The 12715-nt window shown below is 40.2% G+C and carries 14 protein-coding genes; 10 read left to right on the forward strand and 4 right to left on the reverse strand.

The genetic code is table 11. The annotated features are described in order from the left end of the window. Window positions 1–71: 71 nt before the first annotated feature. Entirely contained in the window at window positions 72–1259 is a 1188-nt protein-coding gene (chrA, locus tag KCV09_RS03380; RefSeq protein WP_212515523.1) for a chromate efflux transporter, read from the reverse strand. An 82-nt stretch (window positions 1260–1341) separates the two neighbouring features. Beyond that, a complete protein-coding gene (locus KCV09_RS03385; protein ID WP_407651955.1) occupies window positions 1342–1938 on the reverse strand; it encodes an HvfX family Cu-binding RiPP maturation protein in 597 nt (198 codons plus the stop codon). Between the two features lie 163 nt (window positions 1939–2101). Here KCV09_RS03385 and KCV09_RS03390 point away from each other — a divergent pair, with 163 nt between their 5' ends. From KCV09_RS03390 to KCV09_RS03435, 10 genes are all read left to right on the forward strand, one after another. Further along, window positions 2102–2344, forward strand: a complete 243-nt coding sequence (locus KCV09_RS03390) for an HvfA family oxazolone/thioamide-modified RiPP metallophore (RefSeq protein ID WP_004937127.1) — start codon at window positions 2102–2104, stop codon at window positions 2342–2344. 72 nt (window positions 2345–2416) lie between these two features. Further along, complete coding sequence (locus KCV09_RS03395; RefSeq protein ID WP_212515525.1) at window positions 2417–3280, forward strand: HvfB family MNIO-type RiPP peptide maturase; 864 nt, start codon at window positions 2417–2419, stop codon at window positions 3278–3280. Further along, on the forward strand, window positions 3231–3977 hold the full coding sequence (locus KCV09_RS03400; RefSeq protein ID WP_212515526.1) for an HvfC family RiPP maturation protein: 747 nt from the start codon (window positions 3231–3233) through the stop codon (window positions 3975–3977). Before KCV09_RS03395 ends, KCV09_RS03400 begins: the two co-directional genes overlap by 50 nt. A 9-nt stretch (window positions 3978–3986) precedes the next feature. Further along, window positions 3987–4604 (forward strand): RNA polymerase factor sigma-70, encoded by a 618-nt coding sequence (locus KCV09_RS03405; protein ID WP_004937133.1) that lies wholly within the window; start codon window positions 3987–3989, stop codon window positions 4602–4604. Continuing rightward, window positions 4598–4795 (forward strand): anti-sigma factor family protein, encoded by a 198-nt coding sequence (locus tag KCV09_RS03410; protein ID WP_004937134.1) that lies wholly within the window; start codon window positions 4598–4600, stop codon window positions 4793–4795. Before KCV09_RS03405 ends, KCV09_RS03410 begins: the two co-directional genes overlap by 7 nt. Window positions 4796–5265: 470 nt before the next feature. Further along, window positions 5266–6759, forward strand: coding sequence for a DUF4331 domain-containing protein (locus KCV09_RS03415; protein ID WP_055414704.1), 1494 nt, complete (start codon window positions 5266–5268; stop codon window positions 6757–6759). Window positions 6760–6774: 15 nt separating this feature from the next. Further along, window positions 6775–7011 carry a hypothetical protein gene (locus KCV09_RS03420; RefSeq protein WP_004937138.1) on the forward strand — a complete coding sequence of 79 codons (237 nt, stop codon included), beginning with the start codon at window positions 6775–6777 and terminating at the stop codon, window positions 7009–7011. A gap of 51 nt (window positions 7012–7062) precedes the next feature. Next, window positions 7063–8172, forward strand: a complete 1110-nt coding sequence (locus tag KCV09_RS03425; RefSeq protein ID WP_212515527.1) for a tetratricopeptide repeat protein — start codon at window positions 7063–7065, stop codon at window positions 8170–8172. Window positions 8173–8242: 70 nt separating this feature from the next. Continuing rightward, window positions 8243–10360: a TonB-dependent receptor gene (locus KCV09_RS03430; protein WP_212515528.1), complete on the forward strand. Its 2118-nt coding sequence runs from the start codon at window positions 8243–8245 to the stop codon at window positions 10358–10360. An 18-nt stretch (window positions 10361–10378) separates the two neighbouring features. After that, window positions 10379–11275, forward strand: a complete 897-nt coding sequence (locus tag KCV09_RS03435) for a hypothetical protein (RefSeq protein WP_212515529.1) — start codon at window positions 10379–10381, stop codon at window positions 11273–11275. 109 nt (window positions 11276–11384) lie between these two features. On the opposite strand, the gene KCV09_RS03440 is transcribed toward KCV09_RS03435, so the two are convergent. Both KCV09_RS03440 and KCV09_RS03445 read right to left on the reverse strand, forming a co-directional pair. Then, complete coding sequence (locus KCV09_RS03440; RefSeq protein ID WP_212515530.1) at window positions 11385–12089, reverse strand: SDR family NAD(P)-dependent oxidoreductase; 705 nt, start codon at window positions 12087–12089, stop codon at window positions 11385–11387. Beyond that, the gene (locus KCV09_RS03445) at window positions 12089–12715 is read right to left on the reverse strand and encodes a glutathione S-transferase family protein (protein WP_004946872.1); all 627 of its coding nucleotides are present in this window, start codon (window positions 12713–12715) and stop codon (window positions 12089–12091) included. Before KCV09_RS03445 ends, KCV09_RS03440 begins: the two co-directional genes overlap by 1 nt.

Below are 12715 nucleotides of genomic sequence, written 5' to 3' on the forward strand. Positions count from 1 at the left end.
AGCAAGCAGAATTTAAGAGTGATCTTATATTTTTAATTTGAAATTAAAATCTTAGAATGAGATAGATTGCTCTACATGAACCACCATCCTAAAAGACCCCCTAAAAAAACTACCAACCATACCGGAAGCCGCCAAACCATCAGTGCAAGGAGCGCAAGAAGTGCCAGACTAAAGTCTTTTGAGGTATAAATACTATTGGTCCAGATCGGTTGATACAAAGCTGCCAACAGCAGGCCTACCACGGCTGCATTAATTCCTTTGAGCGCAGCAATCATCCATGCAAGATCACGAATACTTTGCCAAAAAGGTAAAATGCCGATAAGAAGAAAAAAAGATGGACTAAAAATTGCCACAATACACAAAATACCTCCTAGCCAAGGCGTGATCATGTGAGGCATCGAGGCGCCTAAGAAGCCAGCAAAAGTAAATAATGGGCCGGGCACCGCTTGAGCCAGTGAATAACCGGCTAAAAAGGTATTTTGCTCAATCCATCCAGTTGCGACGACTTGGGTGTTTAATAAAGGTAAAACAACGTGCCCACCACCAAAAACCAATGCCCCAGTACGATAAAAGGCATCAAAAATCGCAAGGGCTGGGTTTGAAAACGTAAAACTCAGCACAGGTAGCGCAATCAGTAATCCAAAAAATAGGATCAATCCAGTGAAACCAATATGACGAGAATTTACTGTCGATACTTGTTGTTTTTCTGTGCTTTGCGATGATCTGAAAATCAATGTACCTAATATTCCCGCCACAATAATCACCACGAGCTGAGTCCAGAGCGAGGGAAGCATTAACATCATGAATGTGCTTAAACTCATGAGGGTGATTCGAGTTGCATCTGGGCATAAAGTTTTTGTCATTCCCCAAAGTGCTTGTATCACCACCGCTACAGCGATAATTTTCAAGCCATGCAAAATACCAGTAAGTTGCATGCTTTGCAGATGATCAAAACCCAGTGCAAATGAAATTAATATCATGGCTGAAGGGAAGGTAAACCCTAGCCAGGCAACTAAAGCACCTTTATAGCCACCGCAATAGTAGCCAATTGCCATACCCACCTGACTACTGGCTGGCCCAGGTAAAAACTGGCACAGTGCAACGGTATCTGCATACTGAGCATCGTTTAACCATTTACGGCGGATGACGAACTCATCACGAAAATAGCCAAGATGCGCAGTTGGACCACCAAAGGAGGTGAGTCCTAAGCGCAAAAATACAAGAAAAATTGTCCAAAGTGACTGGGTGGAGGTCATCATAGGCATCTGTGATACTGATTATTTTGAATCTAAAGTATCAGAAAGCGTATGAAAGCATCATGAATATGCATGATGATTTGTTTTATTTCAAACGAAACCAGTAATCCAGACTGACATAACGCCCACCGCCCAATTTGATTAGTGCAAGTAGCATGATCAGATAAGTGACTGCAAACTCGATTCCATTATTTAAAATCACAAAATTTCCACTTGAGGTCAACCAGTCATAATTGCCATGTTCGGTCAGAATTTGTCGTGCTCGCTCTAACTTTTCAGCAGAAGCAAGTACCTGAGCATTTGCAAAAGGCGCCGAAGGATCGGCAATTGCTTGCCAACCGTTTGGCAAATGAACAGTCAAGATTGCAACCAGCATGGTGATGATCAAGGGAATGCTGATCCAGCGAGTGAATATACCTAAGCTTAGACAAACTGCGCCAGCCAATTCAGTTGAGGTTGCAAGTGCAGTCATGACATAGGGGAAGGGCAAGCTCAATCCCCAGTCAGTATTGCCAAACCACTCTACAATATTGCTAAAGTGCATTAATTTATTTGTCCCTGCCATCCAAAAGATCGGAACTAAATACAATCGCAGTGCCAATGCGGGTAAGCCATCAAACGGTGTGCTCGCTTTTTTTACAATTAAATAGAGCTGATTGATTTTTTTTGTATAAATATTCATCATTTTTTCACATCCGATGCGATTTAATTCACATTAGTCGAAAGGATCTCGATTTTCTTACATAAAAAAAATTTTTTTTAATGTGTAATAAATTCAGATGAACTGCGTCTAACACCAAGTACACCCCGTACACACAATCAAAAAATGTAAAAAGGAATCGATCATGAACAAATTAAACTCTATGACCACCGTGACTGCGCTATTGGCTTTGTCTGTCCTTGGCCCAACTCAGATTGCAACAGCTGCAACCTCATCTTCTACGGAAACCCATGCCAGTAAGGCAGCAGATGGTAAGTGCGGCAGTGCTAAATGTGGTGCGGATCATGCCAAGAAAGGGCATAAGTCGGCAGATGCAAAATGTGGTGCAGATAAAAAAATGGCAGATGCAAAATGTGGTTCTAAATAAACCGATCAGATATGTACAAGATCGGCTCATTCAATGGATGGGCCGATCTTGATTTGGATAAGGAGCTTGCTCATGATTGAAACTTCACACGTTGGGCTCGGTTTAAGACGAGAGTTTATCGATGATTTTTTAAGTGCAGCTTATCCGCCTGATTTTATCGAAATTGCACCTGAAAACTGGATGAACTTTGGCGGTCGACACGCAAAACTTCTTGCGACCTGTATTGAAAAGTCTCCTCTTGTTTGTCATGGTCTTTCTCTTTCAATTGGCGGGCCACATCCGCTCAACCTTGAGTTTATTCATAAAATCAAAGCATTTTTAAATACTTATAATGTCAGTATTTACTCTGAGCATTTAAGTTATTCTCATGATGGCGGATACTTATATGACTTGTTACCCATTCCAATGACTCAAGACGCTGTTCGTTATGTTGCGGAGCGTATTTTACGTGTACAGGATATTTTGGGGCAAAAACTGGTCATTGAAAATGTATCGACTTATTTAATGCCCGGTGCTGAGATGACCGAAGCAGAATTTATTGTAGAAGTAGTCAAGCAGGCGGATTGCGAATTACTTTTAGATGTAAACAACGTATACGTGAACAGCATAAATCACGGCACTGATGCTCAATCGTTTATTTGTGCGATGCCTCAAGACAAAATACGCTATTTGCATATTGCAGGTCATGCGCAAGTAGAAGATCATCTGATCATTGATACACATGGTGATGCGATTACGGATTCTGTATGGCAACTTCTGGCGTTTACTTATCAACAATGTGGAATCAAGCCAACATTACTAGAACGGGATTTCAATATTCCGAGTTGGGAAGAACTCAATAAAGAATTAAAAAAAATTAAGACCATTCAAGCCATGGAGAGTGGATATGAACCAAATTCAGAAATCATTTCAGCACACGCAGCAGCAATTCTGTAATTGGATTCGCCATCCACATTCTGATTTGGCTAGCGTTTACGATCATGAGCGCATGCAAGTGTATCGTGATTTGGTATTTAATAATATTAGCTCGTTTATCAATCTGGTTTATCCGATTACGCGCAGATTATTGCTCGAATGTCAGTGGCAAGCACTATTACAGGATTTTGTCGCAAATTCGAAATGTCAATCTCCGTACTCAAACGAGATAGCGCTAGAGTTTCGTGAGTATTATTCTCATCAAGCTCATCCCATGTTTAGTCAATATCCTTGGCTAGCCGAGCTTCTACAATTTGAGTGGCTTGAATTGTATTTAGACACTTTGGTTATCGATCAACCGGTATGTGTAGAACCTTATCAATGGCAGCTAAAGCAGGCCGTATGGGTTTTGGTTTATCAATATCCTGTATATGAATGGACACTCAATACACAACCGAATGACATTCAGCTTGCACCTGGTGTGATTATGGTGTGGCGTGATGAAATTGATCAAATCAGTTTAGAGCGATTATCGCCGTTATTTGGATTGCTCATCGAACATCTGGTCGAACACGGTGGCGCTATGCAAGATACGCTTCATGATTTAATCGTTTCGATTTTGGGAGATCAACCTAATGACGTGGTTGATAACCAATTAAATGAACTGAAATCGTTACTGCTTAAGTTTGATTTGGTCTCTATTTTTACGTCTAAGTGAGAATTCTTCATGACCATAGCTGCGTCGACTCAAGCGGATCACATTACTGATCAGTTGAATGATCCTATTTTTATTGCCGATCTTAGACATCAAATGATTAAGTTTGCCGTGTTACAGATGTCTTCTATCCAAAGCGCCGAAGATGTCGTGCAGGAAGCGCTCATCAGCGCACTAGAACATGCCGCTTCGTTTTCAGGTCGGTGTGCGTTTAAAACGTGGGTATTTGCAATTTTAAAAAATAAAATCATCGACTTTATCCGTAAGCAATCACGCTTGATCAGCATGACAGATTTATTCGATGATGATTCTGAAAAAAGCATCGATACATTGTTTAATGACAAGAATCACTGGCATGCACATGAAGCACCACAGGCATGGCCAAGTCCAGACCAGATGCTTGAACAAGAAGACTTCTGGGTAATTTTTGATGCCTGCCTCAATCATTTGCCTGCACAGCAGGCACAAGTGTTTATGCTGCGTGAAATGATTGAGCTAAGCTCACAGGAAATTTGCAATAAGCTAGGGTTAACTATTTCAAATTTTAATGTATTGATGTACCGCAGTCGAACACGCCTAAGAGAATGTCTCGAAAATAAATGGCTTTTAAAGGAGGAATGTTCATGCTGACCTGTCGAAAAGCGACTCAACTACTCTCGGAAAAACAAGATCGTTCACTTGCATTAAATGAACTTACACATCTTCAATTACATTTATTGATGTGTATATCCTGTCGCCGCTATGCAAAACAAATTAAAGTAATTTCAATATTATCAAGTAAATTTAAACAATTAAAAGATGATGAATTAAATAATGATTAATTTTAAAAATCGTGAAGATCATTCATGTTTTATGACGCTTTTTTTGTGGCTTTGGTTTAAAGTTTAAAAAATATAAAAATTGAATTAAATTAATGTCATGATAAATATGGGTAAAAAAGAATAGTTTGATTTTTTGTTTTGTAAGTTATTGGTTTTAATATGATTAAATTTAATAATTTAAATTTTTAGAATTTATCTTTATTTATAATATGCAAATGATTTTCATTTAATTAAATATTTTGTATATGAATAATCCAAATTTTACAATAAAAATTATGTGAAATCAGATTGCATAGCAAATAGTTGACTTCATAAAAATATTGATTTCATCCGTTATTTTCAAAATGATCACATAATATTCACATTCTCTCCCATATGTTAGTATGGTCCCTCATAATGATTTAAAACAATGTAGGGATAAAAAATAAAGTAATAACGATGAAATTAAATATTGGTCAAGGAGATAGCCAATGAACAATCGTATCGCACTAGCGATGGCATTAATGGGGTTAAGTGCTTGTGCACTTGCATCCAGTCACCGTGAAGCTCCATCCATTACCAAAACACCTAAAGTAGATGCCACCGATTTTTATATGTTTAAAAGCTATGAAAGTAATCGGGGCGACTATGTCACCATTTTAGCCAATTACCAGCCACTTCAAGATGCTTATGGTGGCCCGAACTACTTTGCTTTAGACCCTAAAGCGCTTTATGAGATTCATATCGATAACAATGGTGATGCGCAAGAAGATATTACTTTTCAATTTAAATTTGATCAGGAGTTAAAAGATCTACAAGTACCTGTAGGTGGCAAAAATATCTCTGTACCATTGTCAAATATTGGAAAAATTACCAATGATGGCAGTTCTGCTCAAAACACGGCTGAAACATATACCGTAACTATGGTCAAAGGTGATCGACGTAAAGGCGATCGTAACGTGTTGGGCTCCTTTAAAAAACCTTTTGATAATGTGGGCGCAAAATCAATTCCCAATTATCAGTCTTATGCCAATAGTTTTGTGCAAAATATCAACTTTGGCAGCTGCGGATCAGGCAAAGTATTTGTCGGCCAGCGCCAAGATCCATTTGCAGTCAATCTTGGCGAAGTCTTTGACCTTGTGAATATCAAGATTCCTGCTACGCAGCTTGCACCATCGGGTGTGAATGCTGAAGATCAGGGACTTAATACAATTGGCAATAAAAACGTGACGACCATTGCACTTGAAGTACCACAATCATGTTTGGTGTCTTCGGGTGAAACAGTAATTGGTGGTTGGACCACAGCCAGTTTGCCTCAAGCGACCTTACTTAACCCGACTCCAGAGAGTAATTTGACCAGTGCATCTAAAGTGGGTGGGGCATGGACACAAGTTTCCCGTTTGGGTATGCCTTTGGTCAATGAGGTGGTGATTGGTTTAAAAGACAAAGACAAATTCAATGCCAGCAAACCAGTCAATGATGGTCAGTTTGCCGATTACGTTACCAATCCAACATTACCAACATTGATTGAAGTGTTATTTAAAGACGCTACAGGCGGTGCCGTGGTTGCGCCAACCAATTTCCCACGTACCGATCTGGTCAATGCATTTTTACTTGGAGTGCCGGGTCTGAATCAGCCTAAAAACGTGAAAGCCTCTGAAATGTTGCGCTTAAATACTGCAATTGCAGCGCAAGCCAAAGACAAGCAAAATCGTTTAGGTGTGATCGGTGGAGACACCAGCGGATTCCCAAATGGTCGCCGTCCGGGAGATGATGTAGTCGATATCGAGCTACGTGTTGCGATGGGTTTACTATGTACCATTGATGGTGTGAACACCGCAGTGGGCTGTAAAGCGTCGGATGCGAAAGCAGGTACGATTGGATTTACCGACGGTGCATTGCAGTCACCTCAGCAGTTTGGTACCACTTTCCCGTATCTTAACACTCCAGTTGCGGGTTCACCGTTCAATACTGCCAGTAAGTAATGAGGAGTCATTACCATGAAAAAAATAACCTTGATGTTCATGGTTGTTTGGGGATTGAGCGGTTGTGGTGGCAGTGGAGATGATCATGCTTCTAATAACACCCAAACGCAAAGCGATCCTGTGTTACGAGAAACTTTGACGTTAACCAACCAATCACAAAGTAGCTTTAGTCAGTCTGAACCCAAATCTCTGAAAGATATTTCAGAAGCTTCGATTGATAACAAAGCAGAGCCGCTTGCAGTTAAATTTTAAGGATTTGCGCCCTAGGTGTTGAGCCTCGGGCGTATTTAAGAGGGATACCCAATGTTGATGCGTAAACTGTCGTTCGCCATAATTTTAATGATTCCTGTAAGTTCGATTTATGCTCATCCAAAGCACCATCATAGCTATAGCGGTAATACTGAAAAAAACCAACATGCCAAAGCCACTTATAGTGACGCAACGCGTAATCAAATTGTGAATGTATTACTTGAAAATGCCTACGCCAAAGGTGACGGTGATTCACTCGAAAAAGCTGAACAATTGATGCAAAAAAGCAATGATCCATCAGATCTTGAAAATCAGTTGCTAAATACCCGCATTGAGCAAGCGAATCATAATTTTTCGGCTGCAGAACAGCGTTTAAAACAGCTTTTAAAAACTCAACCCAACAACAGCGATGCTATTTTACAGCTGGCCAATATTTACCGTTTGCAAGGAAAATACAGTGCGTCTACCCAATTATGCCAAAAGCTGACGCAGCCTGAAGTCATGCTTTATCGTGCAGGATGCGAGTTGCAGGTTGATGCAATGACAAAGTCTTATTCACAGCTTAAACCTCAAATTGATCAGCTTCTTTCGCAAACACCACGTATGAGCCGCGCAGATCAACAATGGTTGGGAAATATCTTTATTGAACTTGCCACACGGTTTAACGATCCGGCACTTGCAGATAAATCTATGTTATTGCTGCAAACCAATAACTTACCCAATACATTAGCAAAAGCGAATTGGTACATCGCACAACATCAGTATCAAACCGCACTGAAGCTTTTAACACCTTACCGCTATCATGACGGTGCGATGTACCGCATTATTTTGTGCAAACAAAAACTGAATGATCCAACTGCCCAGACTGATCTCAATGAGCTAACCCAGCGCGTACAAGATTTACTCGACCATCATGACCATATTCATTTACGTGAGCAGGCACAGTTTCTCTGGATTTCTAAAAAATACAATGAAGGACTCAAAATCGCGGCTAAAAACTGGGATATGCAACGAGAAAATGATGATTTTGAAGTGTATGCAGCACTTGCTATCGCAGCTAAAGATACTGATATTTCTAAAAAATTACTAACTTGGAGTGAAAAAACTGGTTATCAACATCCAGAATATATTCCTCAATTACAACAGATCGTGAATCAGTCATGATGTGAAAATTTAAACTGAACCAGCCTATAAAAACTTAAAAATAACTGACTTTATAAATGAGATAAACATCATGAACAAAACAATGTTAAGCGTATTACTGCTGAGTAGTTCGGGGTTTTATACCAGTCAAACGGTCTGGGCAGGGGGAGAATACATTGCCAATTTAGCTACCATTACCATGCAGGCATCAGGCGATAACACAGATCCTTTAAACGGTGCATTTACTGCATCTCAAGGAACAATTACACAAGAGCAGATCGAAACGCGTCCTTTGTCTCGTCCGGCTGAAGTGCTTGAAACGATTCCTGGCGTCATTGTGACTCAGCACAGTGGTTCCGGAAAAGCGAACCAGTATTTTCTACGCGGTTTTAATCTGGATCATGGTACAGACTTCGCCACATCACTAGACGGTCAACCGCTTAATATGGTGACACATGCGCATGGGCAAGGTTATACCGATCTAAATTTTTTAATCCCAGAACTGATTCACAATATCGATTATCACAAAGGTGCAACTTCTTTAGATGATGGTGATTTTGCCTCTGCTGGAACAGCAAAAATTTATACCCTTCATTCGCTGGAGCGTCCATTTGCACAGGTAACATTGGGTAATAATGATCTACTACGGTTTTTAGGTGTTGGGCATGTAAAAATAAATGACGGTGAGCTAATTGGTGCCTTTGAAAATCAAAGCAGTGACGGGCCTTGGACAAATCCTGAAAATCTGTCTAAACAAAATCTCTTCTTAAAATATTTTAAAGGCGATGAAGATCAAAACACATCATTTGGTCTTCAGCATTATCAAGCAAAATGGGACGCCACAGATCAGATTCCTGAACATCTGGTTCAAAATGGGCAGCTTGATCGTTTCGATAGTCTAGACCCTTCCGATGGTGGAAAATCTAAACGCACAGCATTGTGGTTCAATCGCAATCAGCGTGCAGATCGTGAGTTTTCACAGTTTTCTGCCTACGCGGTCCGTAGTGAACTGAATCTTTTTTCAAATTTTACTTACTTTTTAGATGATCCGCTGCGTGGCGATCAGTTTGAACAAGCTGAAAAGCGCACCTTACTGGGTTTGAAGTTTCAAAAGGGATGGAGTGATCGATGGTACGATAAAGAAATGCTCAATATTGTCGGGTCATCTCTTCGTTATGATGACATTGATGGTCTGGGTTTACATCAAACTCAAAATCGTCAACGATTTAATACAATACGTGAAGATGATGTCAAACAAACCACGCTCGGCGTTTGGGGGCAAAATCAGATTGCATGGCAACCTTGGCTACGCTCAATTATAGGTTTACGTGGTGATCTTTATCATTTTAATGTGAATTCGGATCGAAATGAAAATAGTGGCCGAAAAACAGATCACATTCTGAGTCCGAAATTCAGTTTGATTTTAGGGCCATGGAAAAATGTCGAATATTACATCAATTATGCCTACGGATTTCATAGTAACGATGCAAGGGGCGTTACGACAAAGCTCAATGTAGATCCGCGTGACGCAAATTACTTACAACCACTTGATTCGGTTTCACCACTAGTACGTACAGTGAATAAAGAGCTGGGTTTAAGAGCACATTTGATTGATAACCTCACCACAACACTGGCATTATGGCGCCTGGATTCTGACTCTGAACTACTGTTTATTGGTGATGCGGGCACCACTGAGCCTAGCCGGCCCAGTAAACGCCAAGGGATTGAGCTGAGTAATTTTTATCAACTCAATGATTGGGTGATGATTGATATTGATGCGGCATGGTCAAAAGCGCGCTTTAAAGATAGTAGTGAAGAGGGCGATTTTATTCCTGGAGCCATCGAAAAAACACTTAGTGCGGGTATAAGTTATAAATTAAATGACCAATGGAGTTTTGGCGGTCGTTTACGGTATTTCGGCCCTCGAGCATTGATTGAAGACAACAGTGTTCGCTCGGACTCATCGACAATCGTTAACTTACTAGCCAGCTATCAACTGAATAAAAATATCTTCACACAAATAGAACTACTCAATGTATTGGATAAAAAGGTGAATGATATCGAATACTACTATGCATCGTGTGCTGCACAAGATTTCAATACTGCGGCATGTGCGCCTGGTTCTGCTGAAAGAGAAGGAATTTCAGATAAACATATCCATCCGAGTGAAGGGCGTAACCTAAGATTCACCTTAAGGTATTTATTTTAAATCGCTGGGGAGTCAGCTATGAGACTTCATGACCAATTCAAGATTTCACCTGTTGCTTTATTTTTCACTGCAATATTGCATATTGGATTGGTCGTGTTTGTTATTTCTCGTCCAGTTGAGCAAACGCCAGAAATCAAAAAAGGTATGAGTGTTGTCTTCATGCCAACAAGCGCTGTTGAACAAAATGATTCGTTGAGTTTTAAACCCGCCGTGAAAATGTCACCCATGCCAGAAACATTGATTGAAACGCCTTTTGGTCAGTATGATGCGCAGAGTTTGGAGCAAACAGCCCAGTTAAATCTGCTGGAGTTTAGCCATGAGGCAACAAAGGGAAATCAAGCAATTGATCCTTTACTGGCAGCCCAGCTTAGAGCCAAACAAGCCATTCGTCGTGCTAAAGTCACTTCAGATCAATATCAGTTGAATCCTGAAAAAATCGATCCCGCTTTGCTATCACAATTAAATTTAGAGCCCAAGCATCCCGATACATCACATGTTAAGAATGTTCAAGCGCCTCAAAATAGTGAGCTTGTCCAGATCATCGAAATATATCCCTTTATAAGCGATCAAATAGAAATTGAGCAACTTACTCAAGCATTAATGAATCAGCCCTATACTCAAGAACAGATTTTTCAAGAGAATCAGTTGAAACAGCAAATTTTGAGTAAAACAGAGAAACAAATACTTCAAAGCTTTGCTCAACATATCGATGAACTCGTTTTCCTGATTTTACCTTCACAGTCTCGCGTTATATTGGTTCAATATACTGCCGATTTAATTCCCTCCGACGATGTTCAATCATTTTTAAAAACGCTCGATATTGAGCCACTCATTCAGAATAAAAAAGCTAAACCCTATCTAGTGAAAGTGAATATCAACGAGTTGATGAACATCACAACACAAAACGGTGTTTAGCTTTTTTGTTTATTGCATGACCTGTTGAGAGTACGGCTGCACCTATTTTCCACTCTTTTGAATGATAGGTAACCAAGCCTATTCAAATCATACGATTGAAAAGATCAAATCACCATGCCATTTCATGACCTTGAAAATCAATAAATTTGTGTTGGTTGCTGCCGATAGAAGCCTGTATTATCTTTACCAGTCCTGCAGTACTTTCCTTGACCGTAACAGGCGCTTGGCTTCCGCCCATCTCTGTTTGAACCCAGCCCGGATGTAAATTCAACACACCGATATTCAGCGGAATCGCCTCATTTTGTGCAAAACCACGGCTGATACTGTTTAAAGCGGCCTTGCTGGCACGATACAACTCCATACTGCCATCGTCATTGAGCGCAACACTGCCCATTCTTGAACTCATAAATGCAATAAGGCTGTTTGCTTTCATGAGTGGAAGGAATTTTCTGGCAATGGTCACAGGTGCAATGCTGTTAACCCAAAACAGGTCTACAATTTCATTTGGCTGTGATTGTTCGACGCGCTGATGTTCTGGCCCCGCTATACCAGCAGACACTAAAAGCAGATCTATTGAACCTTCTGAATATTTGCTGGTGATCATATTGGCAGTATCTAAATGACTCAGATCTAGCTCAGCCAATTCCAGTTGGTCTGGATATTCTGCAAGTAATTGTTTGAGGTCATCGGGTACACGAGTTATATCTCGAAGTGTCGCAATAACGCTCCACTGCTGAAGAAGTAATTCCCGAACCATTCCTAAACCAATTCCTCGTGAAGCACCCACGACAATAGCACGCTGATTTTCTTTCATTATGACTTTTCCTGTTCGATTTTGACCGCGGCTTGCCAGCTTGGCAGTAAACTCAAGCCCTCAACATAGCGTTGAATATTTGGATACTTTTTACCTTGTTGCATTTGATGAACTAAAGCATGTAATCCAAAGCCCATCATAAAGTCAGCACCAGTTAAACGCTGATCAACAAAGTACTTTTTATCTGCCAAATAGTCATCTAAGAAACCAAATACTTTTTCAAACTCAACTTGCGTATAGCGTTCTAAAAATACCAATTCTGTACCTCGCTTTGTTTCCATTGCATTAAATGTTTTTAACAAAAATGGCAACATGGCAGAGCTTTCAGAAAAATGAATCCATTGCAGGTAATCTGCATAGAGATCTTCACTTGAATCGGGTGCTAAATGTGGTGCAAGTTTGGCAATTAAAAGCTCAACAATCGCACCAGATTCTGTAATCACTTTACCATCCCATTCTATGACAGGCGATTTCCCTAAAGCATGGATTGATTTTAACGAATCTGGAGCTAAATGCGTATTCAGATCACGATAGTAGCGTTGTAACTGATACGGCTGTTGGATCTCTTCAAGTAACCATAAAATACGAAAAGAACGTGATTGATCTAAATGATGCAGTGTAATCAT

It is taken from the genome of Acinetobacter soli (assembly GCF_018139125.1).
GTDB lineage: Bacteria > Pseudomonadota > Gammaproteobacteria > Pseudomonadales > Moraxellaceae > Acinetobacter > Acinetobacter soli.

Excerpts from the sequence above, each read along its gene's own strand:
- KCV09_RS03400 (WP_212515526.1), top strand. The coding sequence starts at position 3,231 with ATGAACCAAATTCAGAAATCATTTCAGCACACGCAGCAGCAATTCTGT.
- chrA (WP_212515523.1), bottom strand. The coding sequence starts at position 1,259 with ATGATGACCTCCACCCAGTCACTTTGGACAATTTTTCTTGTATTTTTG.
- KCV09_RS03410 (WP_004937134.1), top strand. The coding sequence starts at position 4,598 with ATGCTGACCTGTCGAAAAGCGACTCAACTACTCTCGGAAAAACAAGAT.
- KCV09_RS03405 (WP_004937133.1), top strand. The coding sequence starts at position 3,987 with ATGACCATAGCTGCGTCGACTCAAGCGGATCACATTACTGATCAGTTG.
- KCV09_RS03385 (WP_407651955.1), bottom strand. The coding sequence starts at position 1,938 with ATGAATATTTATACAAAAAAAATCAATCAGCTCTATTTAATTGTAAAA.
- KCV09_RS03395 (WP_212515525.1), top strand. The coding sequence starts at position 2,417 with ATGATTGAAACTTCACACGTTGGGCTCGGTTTAAGACGAGAGTTTATC.
- KCV09_RS03440 (WP_212515530.1), bottom strand. The coding sequence starts at position 12,089 with ATGAAAGAAAATCAGCGTGCTATTGTCGTGGGTGCTTCACGAGGAATT.
- KCV09_RS03430 (WP_212515528.1), top strand. The coding sequence starts at position 8,243 with ATGAACAAAACAATGTTAAGCGTATTACTGCTGAGTAGTTCGGGGTTT.
- KCV09_RS03445 (WP_004946872.1), bottom strand. The coding sequence starts at position 12,715 with ATGATTACACTGCATCATTTAGATCAATCACGTTCTTTTCGTATTTTA.
- KCV09_RS03415 (WP_055414704.1), top strand. The coding sequence starts at position 5,266 with ATGAACAATCGTATCGCACTAGCGATGGCATTAATGGGGTTAAGTGCT.
- KCV09_RS03425 (WP_212515527.1), top strand. The coding sequence starts at position 7,063 with ATGTTGATGCGTAAACTGTCGTTCGCCATAATTTTAATGATTCCTGTA.
- KCV09_RS03435 (WP_212515529.1), top strand. The coding sequence starts at position 10,379 with ATGAGACTTCATGACCAATTCAAGATTTCACCTGTTGCTTTATTTTTC.
- KCV09_RS03390 (WP_004937127.1), top strand. The coding sequence starts at position 2,102 with ATGAACAAATTAAACTCTATGACCACCGTGACTGCGCTATTGGCTTTG.
- KCV09_RS03420 (WP_004937138.1), top strand. The coding sequence starts at position 6,775 with ATGAAAAAAATAACCTTGATGTTCATGGTTGTTTGGGGATTGAGCGGT.